Below are 26,886 nucleotides of genomic sequence, written 5' to 3'. Positions count from 1 at the left end.
AGGCCGAGCTCCAACGACGCGTTTCACCGACGATCAGGGGGTGCTTGAGGTGGTTGGTAACGATCGGGCAAATACCCCGACCGATGCCGAGCAGCTGGCCCAGCGGTACCGCACGCTGGTGGAGCACAGCCCCGACGGGGTAGTGGTTCACGAACGCGGCACCATCGTTTACGCCAATCCGGCCATGCTGCGGTTGCTCGGCGCACAATCCGTCGACGATGTCGTCGGCGCACCCGTCGCCGATTTTGTGGAGGCGCGCGACATTCCCGGCATGCTGGAGCGCATCCGGCGCCTCACCATCGCCGGAACCGCTTCCGAGCCCGCCGAATTGGCGCTGGTGCGCTGTGACGGCAGCACCCTGGACGCGGAGACGGTATCGGTGCTCACCGCGTGGCAGAACCGGCTGGCCTATCAGGTGGTGGTGCACGATCTGACCCCGCAGCGCCGCGCCGAGGCCGCGCAGGCGCGCGCCGAGCAGTTCTTCACCACCGTGGTCTCGCAATTGGAGGAGGGGGTGGTGGTCATCGACCGGGAGGGGCATATCGAATCGGCGAATCCCGCGGCGCGCCGCATATTCGGTTATGACGCCGACGATCTGATCGGCACTCGCCTGGACGATCTTCCGCTGTGCCTGCTCGATGCCAATGCCCAGCCGATGCCGCCGACCTGGACACCGGTCATCCGCACCCTCGCCACCGGAGAGACGGTGACGCGCTTCGTCTTCGGAGTGGACCGGCCCGACGGGCAGCGGCGCTGGCTCTCGGCCAGCAGCCGGCTGCTGAATCCGGAGGACCCCAACTCCCCCGCGGTGTCCTCGTTCAACGACATCACCGAATTCCGTGCCAGCCGAAGGCAATTGGAGTATCAGGCTACCCATGATCCGCTGACCGGATTGGCCAATCGGGCGCTTGTGCTGTCGCGCCTGGCGGGCGCGCTGGGCACCAGTGAGGATCTGCCGGTCTCCACGGTGCTGTTCATCGATCTGGATGGTTTCAAGATCATCAATGACACGCTCGGGCATGCCATCGGCGATACGGTGCTGCAGATCGTGGCGCAGCGGCTGCAGCGCGGCCTGCGCTCCGATGACATCGTGGGACGCATCGGCGGTGACGAATTCCTGGTGCTGCTGTCCGGGCGCACGCTGGGTGAGGATCTGGAAGCCCTGGTCACCCGGCTGCGCCAGAGCATGGCCGAACCGATCATCGCGCGCGGGCATCGCATACAGGTCAATGCCAGCATCGGCATCACGCCGCTGCACGCGGGCGACGCGCGCACGCCGGAGGCGGTCCTGCACGATGCCGATATCGCCATGTATCGGGCGAAACCGCCCGGGCATCGCGACAACACGCTGACTCGCCGGAGCGACAGCACGCACGCATCGTGAATGTACCCGGCGTGACCTGCCCGGTCTGAGCCGCTCATCACGCTTCACCAGCCGATACGGCGAGCCGGGGAATCGCGAACTAGACTCGACAACTCTGTTCTCGATGGTTCGCGCGCTGTGCGCCCAAAGCACCGCGTGGTGACAAGGAGTTCCGTTTTGCCCGACCTCACCGAGGAGCGTTCTGTGTCCGCGTCACCGTCCGAAGCCACCAAGACGGCGGCGGAGCTGGAACGTGAACAGCAGCACCTGACACTGCTCTACGAGCGGCTCGACGGGATGCGCGAATACGCGCAACGCCGACTGCGCACCGTCCTGCTGGAGACCGGCGGTACGCCGCAGGCCCGTAGTGAACGGGAATCGTTCACCCAGCTCTACTCCGAAGACCTATCCAAGTACGACGCCGCCGAACACGGGCTGTGCTTCGGGCGCATCGACCTGGCCGAGAGCGATGAGGCGGACAGCGCCTCGGGCGCGACGAGCGCCGCCTCGGCCGACGGCACCGGCGCAGCCAACGGCAGCACCTCGTCCAATGGCAGCGGCGCGCCGAACGGCAGCACCGCATCAAATGGCAGCGGCGGTTCCGCCGACAGCGCCGCGGCCGCCGACAGTTCCGGCAAGAGCGCAGAAGGCGAGAAGCGCTATATCGGCCGCATCGGCATTCTCGACGAGACCGACGATTACGAGACGCTGCTGCTGGATTGGCGTGCGCCCATGGCGCGCCCGTTCTATCTGGCCACCACCGCCGCACCGGACGGTGTGACGCGGCGGCGGCATATCCGCACCCGCAATCGCAAGGTCACCTCGGTCAATGACGAATACCTCGATCTCGGGGCGGCCCGGCGCGACGGTGTGATCAGCGGCGACGGCGGCGTGGGCAGTGAGAGCGCACTGCTGGCCGCGCTCAATGCCGCGCGCACCGGGCATATGAACGACATCGTCGAAACCATTCAGCACGAACAGGATGCGATCATCCGCTCCGAGCACAAGAGCGTGCTCGTGGTGCAGGGTGGTCCCGGCACCGGTAAGACCGCGGTCGCACTGCACCGCGCCGCCTATCTGCTGTACACCTACCGCAAGCAGCTGGACAAGGCCGGTGTGCTCATCATCGGCCCGAACTCCACCTTCCTCGACTACATCGGGCAGGTGCTGCCCTCGCTCGGTGAGACCGGTGTGCTGCTGTCCACCGTCGGCAATCTGTACCCCGGAGTGCAAGCCACCCTGGAGGATTCGCTGCGCGCCGGACAGCTCAAGGGTTCGCTCGACATGCTCGAGGTGCTCAAGCGGGCGGTGCGGGACTGGCAGGAGATCCCGAAGGATCCGGTGCGGCTGCACTTCGACGGGCGCGAGCTGAGCCTGGACCGCCGGGTGGTCACCAAGGCGCGCGGGCGCGCCCGCTCCTCGCGGCGGCCGCACAACCTGGCCCGGCCCATCTTCGCGGCCGGCGTGGTGGACGCGCTCACCGATCAGCTCGCCGAGCTCATCGGCGCCGATCCGCTCGGCGGGCGAAACCTGTTGAGCCAGGCCGATCTCACCGAGATCCGCGACGAGATGCGGGCCGACGCCGATATCCAGCGCGCCATCGGGGCGCTGTGGCCGCTGCTCACCCCGCAGGATGTGCTGGGCGGACTGTGGGCCGACCCCAAACGCCTGGCCAATGCCGCGAATCAGCTCAGCCCGGCCGACCGCGCCGAGCTGCAGCGCACCGACAGTGGCGAATTCAGCGATGCCGACGCCCCGCTGCTGGATGAGCTGGCCGAATTGCTCGGCATCGACGACAGCGAGGAGCGGGAGCGCTCCCGCCGCCGCTGGCGCGCCCAGCTGGCCGAGGCCCAGGATGCCCTCGATATCCTCACCGGCTCCGCGCCGCAGGACCTCGAAGACGATCTCGATCCCGAACTGCTCATGGCCTACGACCTCATCGACGCCGGTCAGCTCGCCGAACGCCAGCAGGTGCGCACCAGCCAGACCACCGCCGAACGCGCCGCCGGGGATCGCACCTGGACCTACGGGCACGTCATCGTCGATGAGGCGCAGGAGCTTTCGGAGATGGCCTGGCGAATGGTCATGCGCCGCATTCCGAATCGCTGGATCACGGCCGTCGGCGATGTCGCCCAGACGGGTGATCCGGCCGGCGCGTCCTCCTGGCAGCAGGTGCTGGAGCCGTATGTGGCCAAGCGCTGGAAGCTCACCGAGCTGACGGTCAACTACCGCACACCCGCCGAGATCATGGCGATCGCCGCCGATGTACTGGCCGAGATCGATCCCGGGGCCTCCATACCCCGCTCGATTCGCGACTCCGGCTTCCAGCCCACCGCATACCGGGTGCCGCCCGCCGATCTCGCCGCCGAGGTGGGACGCCTGGTGGCCGCCGAGGCCGAGCATCCGGGCACCACCGCCGTCATCGTCCCGCACGACGCGGCCGCGAAACTGGCGCATCTGGCCGATGATTCGGCCCGGGTGCTGACCGTGCACGAGGTCAAGGGCCTGGAATTCGACGCGGTCATCCTCGTCGAGCCCCAGCAGATTCTCGACGAATCCCCGCGCGGGATGAACGACCTGTACGTGGCCCTGACCCGCTCCACGCAGCGGCTCTCGGTGGCGCACACCGAGGACCTCCCGGAGGTTCTGCGCCGGCTGCGGTGAGACAGTGGTTCGGGGGCCAAGGCCCCCGGACCCCCAACCTGCGGCTACGACCCGAACTCCGAGCCGCCGCAACCGAAGCGGGAGCCACGACCCGAACACCCGGCCCCGCACCGGAGCCGCAATGACGACCCGAGCACCCAGCTCCCGGATCAGGGCGGAAGTTGTGCCCCGGAACGCAAAGCGGCCGTGACCAATTGGTCACGGCCGCTTTCCTGCCGCCGGGGTCCGGGGCGAAGCCACGCCTCCCGTGGCAGGGTGTGGGGCAAAGCCCCACGTTTGTCAACGCACGGTGTGCACGATGAGCACGTCGCTGCGGGACTTGCGGGCCACGTCCGACGGCACGGAGCCGAGCAGACGACCCGCGAGGGTGTTGAGGCCACGGTTACCGACCACGAGCAGGTCGGCGTCGAGCTCCTTGAGCAGGGTGAGCAGCGATTCGACAGGCTCGCCGACCACGGCCTTCTCCACGACGTTCACGGCGCCCGCGGCAACTGCCCTATCGCGTGCCACGCGCAGGATCTCGCTGGTCGGCGCGGAGCCGCGCACCTGGTAGGCCTCGTCCTTCAATACGTCCGCGGCGGCTGCGACGTCGCGGTCGTCGGTCGGGTAGTACGCGCAGGCGATGTACAGCGTCGCGCCCGCGGCGCCGGCCAGAGCAGCGGCCCGCTCGACGGCGACGTACGACGAGTCCGAGCCATCGGTACCGACGACGATCGTCCGGTAGGCGGTCATTCTCTCCTCCAAGTACAAAGGTTGGGGCCGCGGTGTCTACGGTTCCGTAGTTACCGCCGCGGCAACTGCGCCTGACAATAGCGGCATAACCGGCGGAAATTTTCGATATCGCAACACATCACAGTCGCGTGCCGCATCGGGACTGTCACACATTCCCAGCACGCTGCGCATACGGCATCGGCTACCAGCGAATTCCCCACCGGCAGTGTGAAACACCACAAATCGCCAACATCATTGCGCCCCTGGGACATTCGTCACAACACTGGATTTCCACCGGGCGCGGATCGGTCCGTCCGGCGCGCACCAGCGCTCCGGACGGACCGGAAAACCGCTATCTCACAGATCGTGATAGTCGGCCCAGAACCAGCCGAGAATCACGCTGAGTACGTTCATGCGTTCCTCTTCCGTACGGCCGATCAATGACGGGCAATACTAGCTCGCCGAGCATCGGTTCAGAGGGCGAGACGTGCGTATTCCAGCGGAGCCATCCCGATCTCCTGTGCGAACTCGCGGGAGAAATGGGCCTGATCGAAGTAGCCGAGATCCAGTGCGAGGGCGGCCAGATCGGAGGTGCGCCCCTGCGCCAGCAACTGCGCGCCGTCCTGCAGCCGGAAGCGGCGCAGCACCCATTTCGGGCTCACCCCGACATAGCGGCGAAACAGCCGCTGCAGGGTGCGAATCGGGGTATCGAAACGCTCGGTGACCTGGTCGACGCGGGTGAGCTCACGATCGGACTCCATGGCGTCCATGATGCGTAGCACCAGGCGGTAGGTGGAGTCATCGGTAACCGCGCGCCGGGTGGCGGCCTCGACGAGGAAGGTCTCGACCAGCGTGCGACGACTCTCCTCGTCCGGATCGGCCAGAATTTTCTCGGCCAGATCCCCGGCCTCGGGGAGCACCTCGGTCAGCGGCAGGGCGGTATCGCGCAGCGCGCCGACGTCCAGTCCAGTGAACGCGCCGAAGCCGCCCGGGCGGAACTTCACACCGAATGCCTCACCGACACCGGCCAATTCCCGCACGTACTTGGTGGTCCACACGCCGGTGACAAAGCCGCCCCGCCGCTCGTGCGTGTGCTCGAAAGTCATATTGACGACCGGAAAACCCAGCACCTCGGCGAAGTAGGGCGGCTGGCCCCGCCGGTCCCAGCGCACCGACCAGTAGAACTCGACATAGCGGCTGACCTGCTCACCGGCCGGCAAACGACTGTGGTTGCTGGCGCGGATCTGCTCCCGCGGGCGCAGAATGCCTTTCGCCGTCTCGGGCGGCGGCACCGGGCGCGGTGCGTAGGACTCCGGGAGCAGATCCGACGACTCCGGGCGCACCGAATCGTCACCGGCCATGAGGCTGTCGCTTTCTTACAAGATCCATCCCGGCAGGCCGAGCACAGTGGTCACCATGAGCAATGACGTGAATCCGATCCCCGAGGGCTACCACTCCATTACCTGTTTCCTCCCCGTGACGGACGGGAACAAAGCTCTCGACTTCTACACGAATGTCTTCGGCGCAAAGGTGCTGAGCCGCAATGATCTTCCCGACGGCCAGCCCGCGCACGCCGAACTGCTGATCGGCGACTCGACCGTGCAGGTCGGCATGGAGTTGCCCGAGAATGGGGTGCGCTCCCCCGTGGAGTGGGTGACCGCCAGCATCGTGCACTACTGCCCCGATGTGGACGCGGTGGCCGCCCGCGCCCGCGAACACGGCGCGCGATCGGTCGAAGAGCCCACGACCTTCCTCACCGGCGACCGCTACGGCGTGGTCATGGATCCCTTCGGGCACCGCTGGGTCTGCATGACCCGCGTCGAGGACGTCTCGCGGGAGGAAGCCGAGCGCCGGGTCAACGAATGGATGGCACAGCAGGGCTGAGCGGCTGCGAATCCGCTGCGGCTCGCGCCGCTTCACAACCGCGTCAACGCGCCTGCGCCGCAATGAGATTGCGGCGTCCGCCGTAGTGACCGCGCCGTTCACGATGCAGTGCTCGCCGTGCTCATTGCAGCCCGGCCGCATCCATACCGCGCAGCTCCTTCTTCAGGTCGGCGATCTCGTCGCGGAGGCGACCGGCCAGCTCGAACTGGAGCTCGCGGGCGGCATTCATCATCTGCGCGGTCATCTCCTTGACCAGGTCCGCGAGTTCGGCGCGCGGCATGGACTTGATATCGCGGCCCTCATAGACGCCGGCGCTGACGGCGCGGCCCGGTTCGCCCTGGGCGCGGCGGCCACGGCTGGAATTGCGGCCCGAGCCGCCGACCTCGACCTCGGTCTCCTCGGCCTCGCGGTAGACCGTATCGAGAATGTCGGCGATCTTCTTGCGCAAGGGTTTCGGATCGAGGCCGCGCTCCTCGTTGTAGGCGACCTGTTTGGCGCGGCGGCGATCGGTCTCGTCGATGGCGTGCCGCATGGAGTCGGTGATCTTGTCCGCGTACATGTGGACCTCACCGGACACATTGCGCGCCGCGCGGCCGATGGTCTGGATGAGGCTGGTGGCGCTGCGCAGGAAACCTTCCTTATCGGCGTCCAGAATCGCGACCAGCGAAACCTCCGGCAGGTCGAGACCCTCGCGCAGCAGGTTGATGCCGACCAGCACGTCGTACTCACCGAGTCGCAACTGCCGCAACAACTCCACCCGCCGTAGCGTGTCGATCTCCGAGTGCAGGTAGCGCACCCGCACGCCGAGCCCGAGCAGATAGTCGGTGAGATCCTCGGACATCTTCTTGGTGAGGGTGGTGACCAGCACCCGCTCGTCCCGTTCGGCGCGCAGCCGGATCTCGTGCACCAGATCGTCGATCTGGCCCTTGGTCGGCTTGACCACGACCTTGGGGTCGATCAGGCCCGTCGGGCGAATGACCTGCTCGACGAATTCGCCTCCGGTCTGGCCCAATTCGTACTTTCCGGGGGTGGCCGAGAGGTACACCGTCTGCCCGATGCGGTCGGCGAACTCCTCCCAGGTGAGCGGCCGATTGTCGACCGCCGAGGGCAGCCGGAAGCCGAACTCCACCAGATTCCGCTTGCGCGACATATCGCCCTCGTACATGGCGCCGATCTGCGGCACCGTCGCATGCGATTCGTCGATGACGAGCAGGAAATCCTCGGGGAAGTAATCGATGAGCGTCGCGGGCGCGGTGCCCGCGCCGCGGCCGTCGATATGGCGCGAATAATTCTCGATACCGGAGCAGAACCCGACCTGGCGAATCATCTCCAAGTCGTACTGGGTGCGCATCCGCAATCGCTGCGCCTCCAGTAGCTTGCCCTGCTTATCCAATTCGGCCAGGCGCGTTTCGAGTTCCGCCTCGATATCCTTGACGGCCCGTTCCATTCGATCGGGACCGGCGACATAATGGGTCGCCGGGAAAATGCGAACCATATCGACCTGCCGCACCACATCACCGGTGAGCGGGTGCAGATAATAGAGCGCCTCGATCTCGTCACCGAAGAATTCGATGCGGATCGCCAATTCCTCATAGGAGGGAATGATTTCGACGGTATCGCCGCGCACCCGGAAACTGCCGCGGGTGAAGGACATATCGTTGCGGGTGTACTGCACATCGACCAGCAGCCGCAGCAGCTTGTCGCGATCCACCTCTTCGCCGACCTCCAGCATGACCGACCGGTCGAGATAGGACTGCGGCGTACCGAGGCCGTAGATGCAGGACACCGACGCCACCACCACGACATCACGGCGCGACAGCAGGCTGGAGGTGGCCGAATGCCGCAGCCGCTCCACGTCGTCATTGACGGAGCTGTCCTTCTCGATATAGGTATCGGTCTGCGCGATGTACGCCTCGGGCTGGTAGTAGTCGTAGTACGAGACGAAGTACTCGACCGCATTGTTGGGCAGCATCTCGCGCAGCTCATTGGCCAGCTGGGCGGCCAGGGTCTTGTTGGGAGCCATGAGCAGGGTGGGCCGCTGCAGCTTCTCGATCAACCAGGCCGTGGTGGCCGACTTACCGGTACCGGTGGCGCCGAGCAGCACCACATCCCGCTCGCCCGCATTGATGCGCCGCTCCAGCTCCGCGATGGCGGCGGGCTGGTCACCGGCGGGAACGTGCTCACTGACCACCTGGAACCGGCCCTCGACCCGCTCGATATCGCCGATGGGCCGGAACTCGGAATGCGCCAGCGGCAGGTCGTCCGGGATCTCGGTTGCGAAAGCCATGTTCACAGCCTAGGACGACCCACCGACAGGTTCACGCCGAGCGGCCCGAGTCACCGCCCGCAACGACACGATCGGGGCGGCGACCCGCCCGCGCGGCCGGTGACACTGCGCACATCTCCGGCAGATGCTCCGGGCCGACCGCGCCCGCGCCGGCCGATCCGGCCCGATTCACCCCTCGGATGCGCGCCCGAGACACCGCATCGGGAACGAACCGAACGCCTCCGATACCCCGGCGTGGCGCGGTCGGGACCTGAGGATATTTCTAAGCGTTTACTTTCGCGCGGCACCGCGCCGAACAGATCCAGCTGTACCAAATGTCCGAATTATAGTTTCCCCCAAGGAAGTTCAAAGAAACTCCAGGAGGCGTCGGCGAAACTCCGTTCCGCGCACGGCCGTCCGATTCCCAGGAGCCAGGTGTAACCTGATCTGGCTGGTTGCACGAGTCGGAGAAGAGGCAGGGCGATGACCGGTCTGCATATGCCACAGCGGAATTCCACCAACGGCGCTGACGCGCGCCGGACGGGAAAGACCGCTCCCCCGGTATCGCCGCATCGACCCAGGCTCGAGTATTTCAATCTGGCGGCGCTGTCCTGGACCGATTATCACGGTTACTTACATCAGGTCGAGCGGATGGCCGCACAACCGTGGGGTCTGTATGTGGAGCGGATCGTGGACAATCCGCGCTTCCACTACATCGAATCCTGGTTGCTCCCAGAGCTTTCCCTGCGCGTGACCGTGTATCACCTACGGCCGGGCCATGATCGCGGGCAGACCTACTACCTCGACATCGGCGATTACACCCGGATCGAGCCCAAGAAGTGGCGCGCCGAGGGACACTATCTACACGTGGTGGCCCGCCCCGGCCAAATGCCCGAGCTGCTCGGCATCGACGAGTTGCTCTCGGCGCACGCCGCCGGGCACTTCGACACCGCTCGCACCCATCGAGCCATCGAGCATGCGGCGACGGTCGTGGACGGTCTCGCCGCGTGCGGTCATGATGTCGACCGCTGGCTCGCCACCAAGGGTCTCGCGCTCAGCTGGTTGTAAAGGCGCTTCGGCCAGCGCGCCGCGAAAAGGCCACCCGGTCCGTATTGTGTTCGGCCCGGGTGGCTTTCGCTTACTGTCCGGCCTCCGACTTAACCGGACAGGCTCGGGAACAGACCGTTCAGGCCGCAGCCAACGCTGCCGAAGGCGCTGGACGGAGAAACCTGGACCACGGTCGACTTGCTGATCAGGTCCTGGGTCGCCTGAATGGTGTGGGCGCCGGCGGTGGTCGGGGTCCACTGGATGGTGACCGAATTGCTCAGCAGCGACGGGGTGACCGGGCTGCCGGTGATCGCGGTGCCGTTATCGGTGAAGCTCACCGACAGCAGGCGGTCGATCGCGACGGTGGCCGTGACCGTATAGGCGCAACCCACCTGTTGATTCGAGCCGCCGACCGAGATATCACTGACCCAGGCGCTGGCCTGGGGCGCTACCAGAACCAGGGTCGCGGCAGCAGCACCGAAGGCGGTCAGACCCATCCCGGCGCGGCGAGCGCGGGCGCTCATTGCGTTCATACTGTGTACTTCCCTCTTGGTATGTACCACCCACGTCAGGTGTGGGTAGCCGCACCGTAACGAACACTGGTGTTTCACATTATGACTTTCCGGAAAACAGTCCCCGCAAAACGGGGTTTACCCAGTTCCGGCCGCGACTTGGGCACACTCCTCTGGACGATGACGGCCCGACAAGCGATGCTGTTGGCATGACTCAGGCGCCCGCGGTAGATCTACACCGGCCCAAGGTGGAGTACTTCAACGTCGATGAGCTCACCAATATCGACCCGAAAGGCTTCGTCCGCGCGGTCGAGCGCTACCAGGTCGAGCCCTGGGGCCTGTACATGGCGCGGACGTCGGATCATCCGGAGTTCCACTACATCGAATCGTGGCTGCTGCCAAGCCTGTCCATTCGCGCCACGGTCTTCCACTTCACCCCGGCACACCTGCGCGATCAGGACTACTACATCGATATCGGGGAATACGCACAGGTCGGACCGAAGCGCTGGAAGTCGGTGGACCACTACCTGGATCTGGTGGTGCGCAGCAATCGCGAGGTCGAACTGCTCGATGTGGACGAACTGCTCGCCGCACACGCCGCCGGCTATCTGGACCTGTCCGAGTCCCAGCAGGCCATCGAGACCGCGACCACCGTCATCGACGGAATCGCCGCGCACGGCCATAATTTCGAGTCCTGGCTACAAGCCCGGGACATCACCCTGACCTGGATGTAAGCACCGCGGGCCCCGGAGCGCACGCCGGGGCCGACGGCCGAATTCACGCCTCGGCGGCGACGATCACATTCGCGGGACGCCCCGGATCCGCCGTGGCGTGCCGGACTTCCGCACCACCCGCCGCAGCGTCGACACGCGGAAACCCGATCTCCGCCAAGCGATCCCGCAGCCCCTCGGCCACGCTCGCATCGGCGACCGCTATGCGGATATCGAGCACATCCTCCGCGGGCTTACCCGCCACCGCGGTCGGCCCGACGTGTTCGATGCTCCGCGCATCGGCTCCGCAGGCGACCGCGAGCCGGGCGATAATCCGCCGCGCCGCCGCGGGCCACTCCGGATTCGCCTCCACCACCGGCGATTCGGCGGGCCGCGGCGCTGGGGTGCGGGTGCGCAGATTGTGTTCGAAGGGGATCAGCCGCTCCTCCCACAGCCGGTGCACCGCGGCATCGATCTCGCCGCCGGCGCCATTGTTGTCGAGCAGCACATCGGCGACGGCGCGACGCTGAGCATCGGTGGCCTGGGCCGCGATTCGCGCGCGGGCGTCGGCCTCGTCGATACCGCGGAACTGCACCAGGCGGTGCAGCCGGGTCTCCTCGGCGGCGTCGACGACCACCACCAGATTCATGAACGGCGCCAGGCCGTTCTCCACCAGGAGCGGAATATCCTGTACGACAATGCCGTCGGCGGGCGCGGAGCCGATGAGCTCGGCGGTGCGCTTGCCGACCAGCGGATGCACGATGCCATTGAGGACGGCGCGAGCCCCGTCACTGGCGAATGCCTTGGCCGCCAGCGCCGGTCGATCCAGGCTGCCGTCGGCGGCGAGGATTTCATCCCCGAAGGCATCGACCAGGGCCGTCAGCCCCTCGGTGCCGGGGGCGACCACTTCGCGCGCGATGACATCACTGTCCACCAGCACCGCACCGCGTTCGACGAGAATGCGGGCGACGGTGGATTTACCCGCTCCCATGCCTCCGGTGAGACCGATTCGCAACATTTCCCCAGTCTCGCATTTCCCTCCCCCGCCGCGCGCACTACCCCTCACCAGCCGAAAGATTGGATTACCCACTCACCTGGGCAATTCCACCAGCGCGCCGACAGTTTGCCCATTCCGTGATATTTGCGAGACCGATTCGCAACTTTTTCGCCCAATCCCGACCATTGGTCGGCAACATTCCGACACGCCGGGGAGAAAGTCGTGCAAAATCCGGTGTCGCACACTTTCGTTCGGCTAAGGTTTCGCCGCAGGCGATCCATGGCCGGAAACACGTAGGAGAAGGAACACCATTGGGCACCAGAAACAACCAGACGGGTCGGCACCGTCTGGGACTGCCGGGCACGATGCACTGCATCGAGATTCCCGCGGTCGCGGCAGCGCTGGCCGAGCATCGTCGCGCGTGGTTCAGCGCACTGCTCAGTCCCGCACGGCATAGTTTGGCCGCCATGCGAAAACGCTCTCGCTCCACCTCGGCCACCGTCCGCTGGGTTCCGGCCACCGCCATGTGACTGCGAATACGACTGTGGCCCAGCCCCGATCGGGACTGGGCCACTCTCGTGCGCACTCCGGACGGACGACGTCCAGCGTCCTCAGACGAGGCCGCTGGGCTTACGACGGCTACCCGGCTCCTGGGTCGGCATCGAGTTCGGCGGCACCGGATACGGGATACCGGCATTCGCATAACCGAGCGCGACATTCGGACCGCACTGCGCCAGTGCGGCATTCACCTTGCGGTCCGCGGGCCCGAAGGCGGGCATCACCGCATCGCGACCCGAGGCGAAATCGAAGGCCGAGGTCATATCGCCGGTGACGCTGCGCCGCCACGGGGTCAGGTTCGGCACGTCCACGCCGAAGCGACGCTCCAGCAAACGCAATTGCGAGGTGTGGTCGAAGGTCTCCGAGGCGACCAAACCGCCTCGGCTGTACGGGGAAATCACGAAGCACGGCACCCGGTAGCCCAGTCCGATCGGGCCCGCGATGCCTTCCGACTTCTCGGCCTTGTCCAGCGGCACGGTGACGTACTCCCCCGGCGTGCCGGGCGGCGCGGTCGGCGGCGTGACGTGATCGAAGAAGCCGCCGTTCTCGTCATAGCTGACGATGAGCGCGGTCTTCTCCCACACCGCCGGATTCGAGGTGAGGATATCGAGCACCTGCATAATGCCGACCGCACCCAAAGCCGGTGGCAGCGCGGGGTGTTCGCAGTTGAGCAGCGACGGGATCACCCAGGAGACGGCGGGCAGCTGATTGGCGGCCACATCGGCGGCGAAATCGCTGGGGTAGGCCGGGACCTTACCGCGGCGCGCCAGTTCCGAGGCCGGATCGGCGGCCTGCTTGAAGCAGCCCAGCATGCCGTCGAGGATGACCGAGGACAGCGGGCCGACATCGCGATTGTTGTAGATCTTCCAGCTCACGCCGGCATCGGAGAGGTTCTCCGGCATGGTCCGCCAACTGTAGGCATTCTGCGGAATGAGCGTGGGGGTCTGCAGCAGCGGACCACCGTTGAGCCCGTCGGGGTCGATCGTTCCCGATATCCAGTACAGCCGATTGGGATCGGTGGGGCCCAGCACCGAGCAGTGGTAGCCGTCGGCAATGGTGAAGGCGTCCGCGAGATCGTGGTGCACCGGAATATCGGCGCGGGTGTAGTAGCCCATGGCGGCGGGCCCGTTCCCGGCGCCGACCGAGGCGATGGACATCGGCATCCAGCCGTCGTTCCTGCCGTTGTTCCACGCCTTGTGCATGCCCGCCCAGGTGTGGTCCGGGTCGTTGATGCATTCGCCGTCGAGGCTCGCGCCGCGCTCGGTGTCCAGGCGGAACGGGTTGATGAAGCCGTCCGGGGTCGGGCCGACGCCCGGTGTGTAGCCGTACTGGTTCCACGCCGGTGAGGGGTCGTCGAATCCTCGCACGCCGGAAAGGGTTCCGAAGTAGTGGTCGAACGAGCGGTTCTCCTGCATGAGCAGGACGAAGTGCTCGATATCGCCGAGCCCGCCCATGCCCGCCGGATCCGCGGCGTAGGCCCGCTCGATAATCGGGCCGGCCAGCGATGCCATGCCGGCCGCACCACCCGCAGCCATGGCCTTCGCCAGAAAATCCCGTCGATTGATACCGGCGAACAAGCCCATACTCCGACAACGCCTTCCGCTAGATGACATCTGAACGCGCCGAATCTTTCCAGTTGGGCGCTTGACCTACATCAAACCTTCGCATGATGTCCGGACAGCAAACCACCGGTATCCGGCCGGTTTCCGGCGCCGCGCCGCGCCGAGGCGGTGCTCACACTACAGCGAATTTCTGACAGTGCCTTGCAGGTAGGTCGAGGGTCCGCCTAGGCTGACGCCAATACCTGAAAGTCACTCTCAGGTATCCGGCGTTCAAGGGGAACGATGGCTCGATCCGCGACATCCGCCCGGCAGGATCCCACCCATTCCGGCGAGCGGATCGGCGTCGTCGGACGGGTCGGCATGTTCATGGCCGGGCATCGCCGGCGGTGCTGGGTGTCTGGCTGCTGCTGATCGTGGTGTGCGCCGCCGCCTATCCGGCCCTGCACCACCGCCTCGGCGCACCCGACTACGGCGTCCCGGGATCCGCATCGGCTGCCGCGGAACGACTTGCGGCCGAACATTTCTCGCAGCTCGGCACGGAGCAGGATCTGATCGTCTTCCACTCCGGCCGCTACACCGCCGACAGCCCCGAACTCCGGGCCGTCGTCGACCGTGCGCTGGCCACCGCATCGGCTTCGCGCTGGCGGTCGCGGTCACCATCGACGCGGTGATCGTCGCGCCTGATTCTGGTGCCGGCCTTCATGCAGCTGTTCGGCCGCTGGAACTGGTGGCTGCCGGCGCTGCGCCGGACTCAGCCGAGCACGGCCTCCACCGCCGACAGGATCGACTCCAGCGCCGCGGTGTAGACGGCCTGCATCGGCACGGCGAAATCCGTTCCGGCCCAATGGTCCAGGGCCCCCGTACATCCCCAGACGACGGTGGCGACGGCGATCCGCAATTGCAGATCATTGGTATCGCGGCCGGTGCGCTCGGCGATCAGCACCCGGAACTGCTCCTCGAGTTCGCGCATCTGCCGGACCTGCCGGTCACGCACCTCGGGAATGGTCAGCACATGCCGCATGCGCATGCGGGTGCGGCGTTCGACCTCGGGGGTGATGATCGCGGTGATCAGGACCGGCGCCAGCGACCGCGCCACGGCGAGCAATTCGGCGGGCGTGGCCGTCGCACCGCCACCCGCGGTCCGCAGCACCTCGAGAATCTGCGGATCGGCCTCGTCGTAGAGGACCAGCATCTCCTTGGTCCCGAAATACCGATAGATCGAGCTGGGCGACACCCCCGCCGCACCCGCGACCCGCTCGACCGTCACATCGCGATACCCGTACTCGTCGAACAGATCCAGCGCCACCCGCTGGATACGGCTCATGGCCTCGACCTTGCGGCGCTCCCACAGCGACACCGACTCCGTGGCGGAAGGAAACATATGCATCGAGAATAGCGAAAAGCCCCGGGTCCATTGCGGACCCGGGGCTCTTCTAGCTATCGCTTATTGCGAGAGCAGCGAATCAGGCGTTGCCCGACAGCTTCTCACGCAGCGCGGCCAGCTGCGCATCGCTCGCCAGCGAGCCACCGGCGGGCTCGGCAGAGGACGAGGACGAGGAAGCGGCTGCGGCCGGAGCGGCAGCACCGGTCTCGGAGGAGTAGTTCGAGGAACCGCCGTTGGCGGCCTCGGCGGCAGCGTCAGCGGCCATCTTCTCCATCTGAGCGGTGTGCATCTTGTGGCGACGCTCGGCCTCGGCGTACCGGCCTTCCCACTCTTCCCGGACCTTGTCCGAACCCTCGAGCCATTCGTTGGTCTCGGGATCGAAGCCCTCGGGGAAGATGTAGTTGCCCTGGTCGTCGTAGCTGTCGGCCATGCCGTACTTCGACGGGTCGAACTCGGCGTTGTAGTCCTCGTTCGCCTGCTTCAGCGAGAGCGAGATACGACGACGCTCCAGGTCGATGTCGATGACCTTGACCATGGCGTCGTCGCCGACTGCCACAACCTGGTCCGGGACCTCGACGTGGCGCTCGGCCAGCTCGGAGATGTGCACCAGGCCCTCGATGCCCTCTTCGACGCGCACGAAGGCACCGAAGGGGACCAGCTTGGTGACCTTGCCCGGGACGATCTGCCCGATCGCGTGGGTCCGGGCGAACTGACGCCACGGGTCTTCCTGAGTTGCCTTGAGCGACAGGGAGACACGCTCGCGGTCCAGGTCGACGTCGAGCACCTCGACGGTGACCTCGTTGCCGACCTCGACAACCTCGGACGGGTGGTCGATGTGCTTCCAGGACAGCTCGGAGACGTGCACCAGGCCGTCGACGCCACCCAGGTCCACGAAGGCACCGAAGTTGACGATGGAGGACACGACGCCCTTGCGGACCTGGCCCTTCTGCAGCTGGTGCAGGAACTCGGAGCGGACCTCGGACTGGGTCTGCTCGAGCCACGCACGGCGGGAAAGAACCACGTTGTTGCGGTTCTTGTCCAGCTCGATGATCTTGGCCTCGATCTCCTTGCCGACGTACGGCTGCAGATCGCGGACACGGCGCATCTCGACCAGCGAAGCCGGAAGGAAGCCACGAAGACCGATGTCGAGGATCAGGCCGCCCTTGACGACCTCGATGACGGTGCCCTTGACGGCCTCGTCCTTCTCCTTGAGCTCCTCGATCGTGCCCCAAGCCCGCTCGTACTGCGCGCGCTTCTTCGACAGGATCAGGCGGCCTTCCTTGTCCTCCTTGGTGAGAACGAGGGCCTCGACCTCATCGCCCACGGAAACGACCTCATTCGGGTCGACATCGTGCTTGATGGACAGTTCGCGGGAGGGGATGACGCCTTCGGTCTTGTAACCGATGTCGAGAAGGACCTCGTCACGGTCGACCTTGACGATGGTGCCTTCGACGATATCGCCGTCGTTGAAGTACTTGATCGTCTTGTCGATGGCGGCGAGGAAGTCCTCGGCGGAGCCAATATCGTTAATGGCTACCTGCGGCGAGGTCACAGTAGTGGGCATGTGTTGGGAGGCTCCGGACGGATTGTGGTCGGTAGTGGACATGTGGGCTTTCGGTATTGCTGCGAACACACAGCGATGGAACTACGTTGGGTCATGCAACAGCACCTCGCTGTGGCGGAGCACAACGCTGCACTCATAGCACGGGTGACTCACAGCACGATCATCTGCTCTGCCCGGACCAACTCGAACCATCCGAGCCGATCCGAGTACAGAAGACACTCGCGGAAAACAGCGTACGCGACGTCCGTTGTACCAAGCAAACACGGGTACTCGGTCGCGAGTCGATAGGGTTGGGCAATGCCCGAAGATCAGCCCGCCCGCCCCGACGACGACCGCCACGCCGAGGCGAACTCCCTGCTCGGGACGGTGGGTGTGGCTCGCGCCAAGATTGACTCGGACGCCAGTCAGCGTGCCAGTCGCCGATGGTGGGACGCGGACGCGGCGGCGTATCACGAGACCCATGCCGATTTCCTGGGCGTGGATTCGGCCGCGGGCGAGTTCGTCTGGTGCCCGGAGGGGCTGCACGAGGGCGACTGGCGGTTCCTCGGGGACATTGCCGGCAAGCGCATTCTGGAGATCGGCTGCGGCAGCGCACCCTGCTCCCGCTGGCTCGCGGCGCACGGCGCGCATCCGGTCGGGCTCGATATCTCGCGCCGGATGCTGGACCGCGGACTGGCCGCCATGGCCGCGGGCGGTCCGCGCGTGCCGCTGGTGCAGGCGGGCGCGGAGGAACTGCCCTTCGCCGACGCCAGTTTCGATCTCGCCTGCTCGGCCTTCGGCGGCGTGCCGTTCGTGGCCGACTCCGCGAAGGTGATGCGCGAGGTAGCCCGGGTGCTGCGCCCCGGCGGCCGCTGGGTCTTCTCCGTCAATCACCCCATGCGCTGGATCTTCCCCGACGATCCGGGACCCGAGGGCCTGCGCGCGACCATCCCGTATTTCGACCGCACGCCCTACGTGGAACTCGACGCCGACGGCGAACCCACCTACGTGGAGCACCACCGCACCGTCGGTGACCGCGTCCGCGAAGTCGTCGCGGCCGGGCTGAACCTGGTCGACCTGGTCGAACCCGAATGGCCCGAGTGGCTGGAACGCGAATGGGGCCAGTGGAGTCCGCTGCGCGGCGAAATCTTCCCGGGCACAGCCATTTTCATCACCGAGAAGCCCCGCTGACCTCCGGTGATCGGGGATTCCCGTGACAGCGGTATGCCCCGCCCGTGAGTGGGAGGGGGCATACCGGCGATCAGGAGGATTTATGTTCCCGCCCTGCTTGTTTCAGCGCCAGGCGGAGGGCGTACTCGATCTGGGCGTTGATGCTCCGAAGGTCGTCTGCGGCCCATTTGGCGATCGCGTCGTGTACGGCCGGGTCCAGTCGGAGCAGGACTCGCTTCGGTTCGCGTTTGGCCGCCGGCATCAGGAGTAGAGGGTTCCGGCATTGACGATGGGCTGTGCGGCGCGGTCACCACACAGGACAACCAGCAGGTTGGAAACCATTGCCGCCTTACGCTCCTCATCGAGTTCGACCATGCCCTGTTCCGCGAGGCTGTCCAGGGCCATACCGACCATACCGACCGCGCCGGCCACAATGCGGCTGCGGGCGGCGACCACCTGATCGGCCTGCTGGCGAACCAGCATGGCCTGGGCGATCTCCGGTGCGTAGGCGAGGTGGGTGATGCGGGCCTCGATAATGTCGATACCGGCCAGCTCGGTGCGCGCACGCAGTTCGGCGGTGAGCTCACCGGCGATCTCGGTGCCATTGCGCAGACTGGTGCCGTCCACGTCATCGGTCTGATAGGGGTGGGTGGTGGCCAGGTGCCGGACCGCGGTCTCGGACTGGGTCCGGACGAAGTCCACATAGTCGTCGACGGCGAAGGCCGATTTGAAGCTGTCGACCACGCGGTAGACGACCACCGCGGCGATCTCCACCGGGTTGCCGGCCGAATCGTTGACCTTCAGCTTCTGGGTCTCGAAATTCCGCACCCGCAACGAGATATTGCGGCGGCTGCTCAGCGGCGTGACCCAGTGGAATCCCGACTCCTCGACGGAGCCGATGTAGCGGCCGAAGAACTGAATCACCTTGGCCTGGTTGGGATTCACGACCACGAACCCGCTCAGCACCAGCACCGCCGCGAGGATCGTGACCGCGAGCAGTATGCCCAGCGCGGTCGAGGAACTCCCCGAGTCGCCATCGCCCTTGAGCCCGTTGATCTCCACGGCGATCGCGATGATCAGCAGTATCAGGACCCCCAGCATCAGGAACCCGTTCACCCGGAACGTCCGACGCATCTCCATGACACTCTCCTAGTATCGAAGTGATATCACGACGATAGCGCGTCGCGAGGTAGCTGCCAAGGGTCGATATCCCCCCGGAAAACGCGTCGCGCCCGCCCTCGGAGCAAGGGCGGGCGCGCTGCGGCAGCGGATCAGCGCGGCAGGATATTGCGGTTGAAGCGGAAGAGGTTCCGCGCGTCGTACTTCGACTTGAGCGCCGCCAGGCGGTCGTAACCGGAGTCGGAGTAGCCCGCGCGGGTCTGCGCCTCGTCCGCGTCGGCCCCGCCGCCGTAGAGGAAGTTCAGATTGTGGCCGATGGTCCAGGGCTGCACCGTCTTCCTGATCCGCGCCAGTCCGTCGGCGATCGCGGCATCGTCCGGCCCCGGCATGGCGATGGCGCGGGCCACGTACTCGGCCTCGCGGTGCTCCATCGCGGACGGTCCGGGACGGCCCAGAGCGCCGCCCAGGTGCCGGAAACCCGCGACGACCGGGAGCGGAGACTGCGGGCCCGTCGCCTCCAGGAAGGCATCGGTGGCATCGGCCGGCAGTTCCGACAGCAGCGCGTTGGTGGCCGTGTATGGGTGCGGGTTCGGCGGATCGTTGTAGATGGTGTGGCTGTCGGCGTAGGGCATGACCCGCAGATTGTCGGAGAACAGCTCGCCCACCGCACGCAGCGGTGCGACTAGGCGCTCCGCCTCGGCCTCCGCACCGGTGTAGACGATGTTCACCGTCGCCAGGTACCGGCCGCGCAGATGCTCCGGGAACTGCGGGATATTCGGCATGGTCATCATGGTGATGGCGGAGGAGAGCTGTTCGGGGACATCGGCGGTCCACAGCCGCCAGGCCTCCAGCGCCTGTGGCACGAGCGCGGCGTCGAATTGCAGCTGGCCACCGTAAACCGTTGTCACCGGCACCAATTCGAGCTCCAGCGCGGTGACGACACCGAAATTACCTCCGGTGCCCAGCACCGCCCCGAAGAGTTCGTCACCGGGCGCCAGGCGGCGCAGCCGTCCATCCGCGGTGACGATCTCGACGGCGCGCACATGGTCTGCGGCATAACCGAATTCGCGGGCCATCAGGCCGATGCCGCCACCCAGGGTGTAGCCGACCACACCGACGGAATCGGAGGAGCCATTCAGCGGCGCGAGCCCGTGCGCGGCTGCCGCCTCGATGAGATGTCCGGCCTGAACACCGGCCCCGACCCGGGCGGTGCGGGCGGCGGCGTCGATCCGGATATCGGTCAGACGACGGGTATTGATGAGCACACCGCCATCGGCTGGAACCGCCAGGCCGTGCCCGGTGGCCTGCACGGCGACCGGAAGTCCTTGCCGTGCCGCGTATTCCACGGCGGCGCGCACATCTTCCGCATGCGCGGCGGCGACAGCAATGGCGGGGCGGTGCGTGTAAGCGGTTTGGAATCCCGAGATTTCGGCGTCGTAACCGGTGTCGCCCGGCCGCAGGACCGGACCGGTGGCGGCGGGCAATTCGGGGCTCGAGTGCGTTGTCTTGGTCATGTCAACGACTCTGCCCCGGTCTGATTGATAACTCCAACAGTTAGTTTGTCTAGTAGTTATAATCAGCAGTTATGGAACTGCGGCAGCTGCGCTACTTCGTCACCGTCGCCGAGGAGGCCAACTTCACCCGGGCGGCCGCCCGCCTGCACCTGACCCAACCCGGGCTGAGTTCGCAGATCCGCCAGCTGGAACGCGAACTGGGGCAACCACTTCTGGATCGTTCGACCCGCGCGGTCCGCCTCACTCCGATCGGCGCGGTGGTGCTACCGCACGCCCGGGCGGCACTGGCGGCCACCGAGCAGATCACGCACACCGTCGACGAGTTCACCGGACTGCTGCGCGGGCGGGTGCGGGTGGGGCTGATCTCCGGCGCGGCCAATGACGAGATCGATATCGCGCAGGTGCTGGCCGACTACCACCGCGACCATCCGCAGATCGCCATCTCGCTCACCGAGGACACCTCCGAGCGGATGATCGCGGCGCTGCGGCACGGCGAGCTCGATATCGCGCTGCTCAGCATTTCGAGCGCGGACCTCGGTCCCGCCGTCGCGACCGAGATCGTCTTCGACTCCACCATTGTCGCGGCGGTCGCCCTCGATGCCGATTTCGGCGACCGCATCGGCCTGGCCGAGCTGTGCGAGCATCCGCTCATCTGCCTGCCACCCGGCTCCGGCATTCGAGGCGTGCTCGAAACAGCCTGCGCGGCAGCGGGTCTGACACCCGATGTGGCTTTCGAGGCGGCCGCCCCACCCCTGCTCATCCGATTGGCCCGGCACGGGCTCGGCGTGGCCATCGTCCCCCCGCTCGCCGGTGCGGATGCCACCGAACTCGGGGTGCGCATGCTCGATATCGATCCGCCGATGACGGGACGGCTGGTACTCGGCTGGAACAACGAGCGGACGCTGAGCCCGGCCGCCAAGGTCCTGCTGGGCCAACTCCGCATCGCCGTCGGCGGGTGGAAAGATCCGGCCACGATGTTCCGCCACCCCTGAACGCGCCGCCGCTGGTACTGCTGCACGGCTCCGGGGCCAACTCCTCGACCTGGCGCGGCGATATCGCCTCGTGGTCAAGGGATTTCCGCACCTACTCCGTCGACCTCGTCGGCGAACCCGGCGGCAGCGCACCCGCGCGCCCGAAGCTGAACTCCGACGCGGTCGCACTGTGGCTGGACGATGTCCGGGCGGGACTGGGCATTTCGCGCACGGCCGTGGTGGGCATGTCACTCGGCGGCTGGACCGCACTGGATTACGCCGTACGCCGCCCGGACCGCATCACCGGCCTGGCTCTGCTCTGCCCGGGCGGCGTCGGCAAGCAGCGCTACGGCTGGATCCTCAAAGAGAGATACTCCCCCGGCTGCTGGGCCGCCACATTATCCGCCGCTCAGCCCAGACCGTAACCGGTTTGGACGCAGCAGATCTCGGACCGGTCCTGGACGATATCGCCCTGACCTTCACCCACTTCAACCCCCGCACCGAACGCCTTCCCCGCGTCACCGATGCCCAACTCGCCGCCCTCCTCATGCCGGTCCTGACCATTGCCGGCGACCGCGACGTCATGATCGACTCCACCGAAACCGCCCGCCGCATAACCACATTCGTCCCGAACGCAACGGTCGAAATACTCCCCGGCGTAGGCCACGCCATCCTCGGCCGAACCGACACAGTGCTGAATTTTCTCCGCACCCCCACAAAGCCCTGACGGCACCGAAGCCTCCGTCATCCCGGCATGCTTTCGGCCGGGATTCACACCCCCCTTGCACAGCAAGAGGTTTCGTGGCTCCCGGCCATGAGCGCGCCGGGATGGCGGAGATGGGCACCCGAGAACGGGGTGGGCTGCCTGGATATGCACCGGCCCCGCTCCGAGTCACGGAGCGGGGCCGGGTGGGAAGGCTTGTCTCGCTACAGGATGCGCGAGAGGAAGGCCTTGGTGCGGTCGTGCTGGGGGTTGCCCAGGACCTCGCGCGGATCACCGGCCTCCACCACCACTCCGGCGTCCATGAACACCAGCTGGTCGGCAACCTCACGGGCGAAACCCATTTCGTGGGTCACGACCACCATGGTCATACCGTCGGCCGCCAATTCGCGCATGACGCCGAGGACTTCGCCGACGAGTTCCGGATCGAGCGCCGAGGTGGGCTCGTCGAAGAGCATCAGCTTGGGATCCATGGCCAGCGCCCGCGCGATGGCGACCCGCTGCTGCTGGCCACCGGACAGCTGCGCCGGATACGAATATGCCTTGTCCGCCAAGCCGACCCGGTCCAGCAGTTCGCGGGCGCGGGCGACGGCGGTGGCCTTCCTCAGCTTCTTCACCTGGGTGGGCGCCTCGATGACGTTCTCCAGGACGGTCCGGTGCGGGAAGAGGTTGAAGTGCTGGAACACCATGCCGATATCGCGGCGCTGCTTGGAGGCATCGCGCGGATGCAGTTCGTAGAGCTTGCCGCCCTTCTCACGGTAGCCGACGAGCACGCCGTCCACGTAGAGCCGACCGGCGTTCACATCCTCGAGGTGGTTGATGCACCGCAGGAAGGTGGATTTGCCGGACCCGGACGGGCCGATCAGGCACATCACCTCACCGCGCTTCACCTCCAGCGAAATCCCTTTGAGCACATTGAGTGCGCCGAAATTCTTGTACACCTGTTCGGCGCGCACCATCGGCGCCGAGGCATCCTCGAGACTCATTTGCGCCCATCCCCTCCGACGGCCTGCGCGGCGACCAGGGCGCGCTCCTGCCGTCCCGTCAGCTTCCGCGAGGTACCCCGCGAGTAGTAGCGCTCCAGGTAGAACTGACCCACCATGAGCACACTCGTGATGATCAGGTACCAGGTCGCCGCGACCAGCAGCAGCGGAATCGGCTGGAAGTTCACGCCGTAGATATCCCGCGCCCGGCCGTACAGGTCGGTGGTGAGCGGGATGGCCGTCACCAGCGAGGTGGTCTTGAGCATGGAGATGAGCTCATTGCCGGTCGGCGGAATGATCACCCGCATGGCCTGCGGCAGCACGGTGCGGGTCATGGTCTGCGACCACGACATACCCAGCGCCACCGACGCCTCGCGCTGCCCGTCGTCGACGGAATTGATTCCGGCGCGGACGATTTCGGCCATATAGGCGGCCTCGTTCAGCCCGAGGCCGACCACCGCGAAGAAGAACGGCGCCGACCAGTGCTGCACATCGAAATTCGCGAACGACGGCCCGAACGGCACGCCCACGGTCACCGTCTTGTACAACGAGGGGAACAGACCCCAGAACACCAACTGCACGTACACCGGCGTCCCGCGGAAGATCCACAGGTACGCCCAGGCCACCGAGCGCAGCACCGGATTCGGCGACAGCCGCATGACCGCCAGCAGCACCCCGAGCAGCACGCCGATGAACATGGCCAGCACGGTCAGCTCCAGCGTGACCGCGGCGCCCTTGGCAATGTTGATGTCGCGCAAGTACTTCCAGTACGTATCCCAGTGATAGGCCGGGTTCGTCTCGGCGCCGTAGAGGAACAGCCCCACCAGCGTCAGCAGCACCACGGCGGCGATCCACCGGCCCGGCCGTCGCAGCGGAATCGCTTTGATCGGCGCGGGCTCGGTGGTGGTCGCGACCGTCACGGCCGAGGCTGCGGAATTAGTCTCGTCCTGTGACATCTAGCGTTATCAGCTCTGTGCGCCGTTGATGACCGACTTGGTGATCACGCCGTCCTGAACGCCCCAGTTCTCGGCGATCTGCTTGTACTCACCGCTGTCGATCAGGTGCTGCAGGGCCTCCTGCAGGACCGGCGCCAGGGTGGAGCCCTTCTTGACCGGCCAGCCGTACGGCGCCGAATCGAACATCGCGCCGGCGGCCTCGATGGTGCCCTGGTTCTGCTTGATGGCGTACGCGGTCACCGGGGAGTCGGCGGACATGGCGTCGACCTGACCGTTCACCAGCGCGGTGGCCGCGGCGCTCTGCTCGTCGTAGGAGACCTTGGTGATCTCCGGCTTACCCTCGGCCTTGCACTTGGCGCTCTTGGCCGGGATCTCGTCGGTGTCCTGAACGGTGGTGCGCTGCACCGCGACTCGCTTGCCGCAGGCATTGTTCGGATCGACCGGCTTACCCTTCTGCTGGGCCCACTGGCTGCCCGCATTGAAGTAGTCGACGAAGTCCGCGGTGGCCTCGCGCTCCTTGTTGTCGGTGAACGACGACATGCCGATGTTGTAGGTGCCGGCCTCGATGGCCGGGATGATCTTCTCGAAGTCCGACTCCTGGTAGTCGGCCGAAACGCCGAGCACCTTGGCGACGGCGTCCACCAGATCGACGTCGAATCCGACGATCTTGCCGGTGCCCGGATCCTTGTACTCGTTGGGCGAGTAGGGGACGTTCACGCCGACCACGATCTTGCCGCTGCTCTTGATGTCCGCGGGCAGTTTGGCCGCGATGGAATCGACCTTGGACACATCCACCTTGGAAACCGCAGGCGCATTGGAGTCGGAATTACTCGTACACGCGGTCAGCGCCAGGGCGCCGCCCGCTAGTACGCAGACGGCCCGCAGGGCACGCCCGCGGAAATCTTTACGAACAGACACAGCAGTCCTCCACAGTTCGGTCACGCGACAACCGGGCGTCGCCCGCCGATTGAAATGTAAGCGAGTCGAACATTCCATGCGGGTCGGTAACCGAACATTAATCGGCGACACGCCGATGCATGGCCGATACACGCCCGGTTCCGGAAGTGCGCTCACCAGCGGTGCAGCCGGGCCCGCACCTGCTCGGTGAATTCGGAGGTAGATGCTAACCCACCCAAATCGGATGTCGCGACACCGGACCGCAACGTCTCGGCAACCGCATGTTCGATCCGCTCGGCCACCCGCCGCAGCGCGCTGTAGGAATCGCGTTCGGCCAGCCAGTGCAGCAGCATGGCGGAGGAGGCCAGCAGCGCAACCGGATTGGCACGATTGTGCCCGGCCAGTGCCGGTGCGGCGCCGTGCACGGCCTGCGCCATGGCCTGGCGCTGTGAACAATTCAGGGAGGGGGCCATACCCAGCGAACCGCTCAGTTCACCGGCCAGATCCGAGAGGATGTCGCCGAAGAGATTCTCGGTCACGATGACATCGAAATCGGCGGGTGCGCGGACCAGCAGCGCCGCCACCGCATCCGCGTGCCGATCGTTCACGGTGACGTCCGGATACGCTTCGGCGACCTCGTAGCACACATCCCGGAACATGCCCATGGTCATCGGCAGCACATTCGCCTTGTGCACGATGGTGAGCCGCCTACTCCGGGTCTGCGCGATTCCGAAGGCCAAGTGCGCAATTCGCTCGGTCGCCGCGCGCGTCACCACGCCGACCGACAGCGCCACATCCGCGGTGGGCTGGAACTCCCCCGAGCCCGCGAACATATTCCGGTCCGCGTAGAGCCCCTCGCTGTTCTCCCGGACGATCACCAGATCCATCTCCGGGGTAGTCGCGCGGACGCCGTCCAGGGTGCGCGCCGGACGGATATTTCCGTACAGGCCGAATCGTTTGCGAATCGCGCCGCCCGGCGGCAGACCGGTGCGGTGGTCGGCGGGATAGGAGGCATTGTCGTGCGGGCCCATGATCCAGGCGTCCAGACCCTCGAGCGCCTTCAGGGTCGGTTCCGGCATCGGATCGCCGAATTCCTCGATGGCGGCGTGACCGATCAGCAGCGGCACCCACTCGATGGGCGACAGACCCACCACTTCGACGGCTTCGTCGACCACTGTACGGGTGGCCCGGACGATCTCCGGGCCGATGCCGTCGCCCTCGATGAGGCCCAGCCGGAGCCGAATATCACTGTCGCCCGGTAGCCGAGTCTCGCTGTCGCTCATGACCGTCATCCTCGCGCAATCGGCCGGACAGCCACGCGGCGGCACGCGGTTGGCGGCTACCGTAGTGGGTA

At 66.3% G+C, this 26,886-nt stretch carries 24 protein-coding genes and 1 pseudogene; 11 read left to right on the top strand and 14 right to left on the bottom strand.

What is annotated here, in order from left to right:
* Positions 1 to 40 precede the first annotated feature (40 nt).
* Together OG716_RS01855 and OG716_RS01850 are read left to right on the top strand one after the other, a co-directional pair.
* Entirely contained in the window at positions 41 to 1,384 is a 1,344-nt protein-coding gene (locus OG716_RS01855) for a diguanylate cyclase domain-containing protein (RefSeq protein ID WP_405135977.1), read from the top strand.
* Between the two features lie 156 nt (positions 1,385 to 1,540).
* Positions 1,541 to 4,027: a HelD family protein gene (locus tag OG716_RS01850; protein ID WP_405135976.1), complete on the top strand. Its 2,487-nt coding sequence runs from the start codon at positions 1,541 to 1,543 to the stop codon at positions 4,025 to 4,027.
* A 279-nt stretch (positions 4,028 to 4,306) separates the two neighbouring features.
* Here OG716_RS01850 and OG716_RS01845 read toward each other — a convergent pair whose 3' ends face one another.
* Positions 4,307 to 4,759, bottom strand: a complete 453-nt coding sequence (locus OG716_RS01845) for a universal stress protein (RefSeq protein WP_405135975.1) — start codon at positions 4,757 to 4,759, stop codon at positions 4,307 to 4,309.
* 452 nt (positions 4,760 to 5,211) lie between these two features.
* The gene (locus OG716_RS01840) at positions 5,212 to 6,099 is read right to left on the bottom strand and encodes a helix-turn-helix domain-containing protein (protein WP_405135974.1); all 888 of its coding nucleotides are present in this window, start codon (positions 6,097 to 6,099) and stop codon (positions 5,212 to 5,214) included.
* 55 nt (positions 6,100 to 6,154) lie between these two features.
* Here OG716_RS01840 and OG716_RS01835 point away from each other — a divergent pair, with 55 nt between their 5' ends.
* A complete protein-coding gene (locus OG716_RS01835; protein ID WP_405135973.1) occupies positions 6,155 to 6,622 on the top strand; it encodes a VOC family protein in 468 nt (155 codons plus the stop codon).
* A 121-nt stretch (positions 6,623 to 6,743) separates the two neighbouring features.
* Here the strand turns inward: OG716_RS01835 and uvrB are convergent, their stop codons facing one another.
* Positions 6,744 to 8,909, bottom strand: a complete 2,166-nt coding sequence (gene uvrB / locus OG716_RS01830) for an excinuclease ABC subunit UvrB (RefSeq protein ID WP_405135972.1) — start codon at positions 8,907 to 8,909, stop codon at positions 6,744 to 6,746.
* Positions 8,910 to 9,371: 462 nt separating this feature from the next.
* Between uvrB and OG716_RS01825 the strand changes: the two genes are divergently transcribed.
* A complete protein-coding gene (locus OG716_RS01825; protein WP_405135971.1) occupies positions 9,372 to 9,956 on the top strand; it encodes a DUF402 domain-containing protein in 585 nt (194 codons plus the stop codon).
* Between the two features lie 89 nt (positions 9,957 to 10,045).
* Here the strand turns inward: OG716_RS01825 and OG716_RS01820 are convergent, their stop codons facing one another.
* On the bottom strand, positions 10,046 to 10,459 hold the full coding sequence (locus OG716_RS01820; protein WP_405135970.1) for a hypothetical protein: 414 nt from the start codon (positions 10,457 to 10,459) through the stop codon (positions 10,046 to 10,048).
* 197 nt (positions 10,460 to 10,656) lie between these two features.
* Here OG716_RS01820 and OG716_RS01815 point away from each other — a divergent pair, with 197 nt between their 5' ends.
* Positions 10,657 to 11,181, top strand: coding sequence for a DUF402 domain-containing protein (locus OG716_RS01815; protein ID WP_327140818.1), 525 nt, complete (start codon positions 10,657 to 10,659; stop codon positions 11,179 to 11,181).
* Between the two features lie 49 nt (positions 11,182 to 11,230).
* On the opposite strand, the pseudogene coaE reads toward OG716_RS01815, so the two are convergent.
* Positions 11,231 to 12,175: pseudogene (coaE, locus tag OG716_RS01810) on the bottom strand (dephospho-CoA kinase); the annotation flags it as partial.
* Between the two features lie 290 nt (positions 12,176 to 12,465).
* Here coaE and OG716_RS01805 point away from each other — a divergent pair.
* A complete protein-coding gene (locus OG716_RS01805) occupies positions 12,466 to 12,684 on the top strand; it encodes a hypothetical protein (protein WP_405135969.1) in 219 nt (72 codons plus the stop codon).
* Positions 12,685 to 12,765: 81 nt separating this feature from the next.
* Here the strand turns inward: OG716_RS01805 and OG716_RS01800 are convergent, their stop codons facing one another.
* A complete protein-coding gene (locus tag OG716_RS01800) occupies positions 12,766 to 14,295 on the bottom strand; it encodes a phospholipase C (RefSeq protein WP_405135968.1) in 1,530 nt (509 codons plus the stop codon).
* A 365-nt stretch (positions 14,296 to 14,660) separates the two neighbouring features.
* Between OG716_RS01800 and OG716_RS01795 the strand changes: the two genes are divergently transcribed.
* Positions 14,661 to 14,945 carry a hypothetical protein gene (locus OG716_RS01795; RefSeq protein WP_405135967.1) on the top strand — a complete coding sequence of 95 codons (285 nt, stop codon included), beginning with the start codon at positions 14,661 to 14,663 and terminating at the stop codon, positions 14,943 to 14,945.
* 80 nt (positions 14,946 to 15,025) lie between these two features.
* Here OG716_RS01795 and OG716_RS01790 read toward each other — a convergent pair whose 3' ends face one another.
* The gene (locus tag OG716_RS01790; protein ID WP_405135966.1) at positions 15,026 to 15,655 is read right to left on the bottom strand and encodes a TetR/AcrR family transcriptional regulator; all 630 of its coding nucleotides are present in this window, start codon (positions 15,653 to 15,655) and stop codon (positions 15,026 to 15,028) included.
* A gap of 82 nt (positions 15,656 to 15,737) precedes the next feature.
* Positions 15,738 to 17,222: a 30S ribosomal protein S1 gene (gene rpsA / locus OG716_RS01785; RefSeq protein ID WP_355128505.1), complete on the bottom strand. Its 1,485-nt coding sequence runs from the start codon at positions 17,220 to 17,222 to the stop codon at positions 15,738 to 15,740.
* 297 nt (positions 17,223 to 17,519) lie between these two features.
* On the opposite strand from rpsA, the gene OG716_RS01780 reads away from it, so the two are divergent.
* Positions 17,520 to 18,392 carry a class I SAM-dependent methyltransferase gene (locus OG716_RS01780; RefSeq protein WP_405135965.1) on the top strand — a complete coding sequence of 291 codons (873 nt, stop codon included), beginning with the start codon at positions 17,520 to 17,522 and terminating at the stop codon, positions 18,390 to 18,392.
* A gap of 240 nt (positions 18,393 to 18,632) precedes the next feature.
* Here the strand turns inward: OG716_RS01780 and OG716_RS01775 are convergent, their stop codons facing one another.
* Positions 18,633 to 19,511 (bottom strand): SPFH domain-containing protein, encoded by an 879-nt coding sequence (locus OG716_RS01775; RefSeq protein WP_327140827.1) that lies wholly within the window; start codon positions 19,509 to 19,511, stop codon positions 18,633 to 18,635.
* 131 nt (positions 19,512 to 19,642) lie between these two features.
* A complete protein-coding gene (locus OG716_RS01770; RefSeq protein WP_405135964.1) occupies positions 19,643 to 21,004 on the bottom strand; it encodes an FAD-binding oxidoreductase in 1,362 nt (453 codons plus the stop codon).
* A gap of 71 nt (positions 21,005 to 21,075) precedes the next feature.
* Between OG716_RS01770 and OG716_RS01765 the strand changes: the two genes are divergently transcribed.
* From OG716_RS01765 to OG716_RS01755, 3 genes are read left to right on the top strand one after another with little or no spacing between them, the layout of a single operon-like run.
* Positions 21,076 to 21,996 carry a LysR family transcriptional regulator gene (locus tag OG716_RS01765; protein WP_405135963.1) on the top strand — a complete coding sequence of 307 codons (921 nt, stop codon included), beginning with the start codon at positions 21,076 to 21,078 and terminating at the stop codon, positions 21,994 to 21,996.
* On the top strand, positions 21,960 to 22,400 hold the full coding sequence (locus tag OG716_RS01760; RefSeq protein ID WP_405135962.1) for an alpha/beta fold hydrolase: 441 nt from the start codon (positions 21,960 to 21,962) through the stop codon (positions 22,398 to 22,400). Before OG716_RS01765 ends, OG716_RS01760 begins: the two co-directional genes overlap by 37 nt.
* Before the next feature lie 5 nt (positions 22,401 to 22,405).
* On the top strand, positions 22,406 to 22,702 hold the full coding sequence (locus OG716_RS01755) for an alpha/beta fold hydrolase (protein ID WP_405135961.1): 297 nt from the start codon (positions 22,406 to 22,408) through the stop codon (positions 22,700 to 22,702).
* 200 nt (positions 22,703 to 22,902) lie between these two features.
* Here the strand turns inward: OG716_RS01755 and OG716_RS01750 are convergent, their stop codons facing one another.
* The 4 genes from OG716_RS01750 to OG716_RS01735 form a co-directional block, all read right to left on the bottom strand.
* Positions 22,903 to 23,682, bottom strand: coding sequence for an amino acid ABC transporter ATP-binding protein (locus OG716_RS01750; RefSeq protein WP_405135960.1), 780 nt, complete (start codon positions 23,680 to 23,682; stop codon positions 22,903 to 22,905).
* Entirely contained in the window at positions 23,679 to 24,635 is a 957-nt protein-coding gene (locus tag OG716_RS01745) for an amino acid ABC transporter permease (protein WP_405135959.1), read from the bottom strand. Before OG716_RS01745 ends, OG716_RS01750 begins: the two co-directional genes overlap by 4 nt.
* Positions 24,636 to 24,644: 9 nt before the next feature.
* Complete coding sequence (locus tag OG716_RS01740) at positions 24,645 to 25,553, bottom strand: ABC transporter substrate-binding protein (protein ID WP_405135958.1); 909 nt, start codon at positions 25,551 to 25,553, stop codon at positions 24,645 to 24,647.
* 152 nt (positions 25,554 to 25,705) lie between these two features.
* The gene (locus OG716_RS01735; protein ID WP_405135957.1) at positions 25,706 to 26,815 is read right to left on the bottom strand and encodes an isocitrate/isopropylmalate dehydrogenase family protein; all 1,110 of its coding nucleotides are present in this window, start codon (positions 26,813 to 26,815) and stop codon (positions 25,706 to 25,708) included.
* Positions 26,816 to 26,886: the final 71 nt, after the last annotated feature.

Source organism: Nocardia sp. NBC_01388 (assembly GCF_045040085.1).
In the GTDB taxonomy this organism is placed as follows: Bacteria; Actinomycetota; Actinomycetes; order Mycobacteriales; family Mycobacteriaceae; genus Nocardia.
This window is presented reverse-complemented; position numbering and strand designations above follow the sequence as displayed.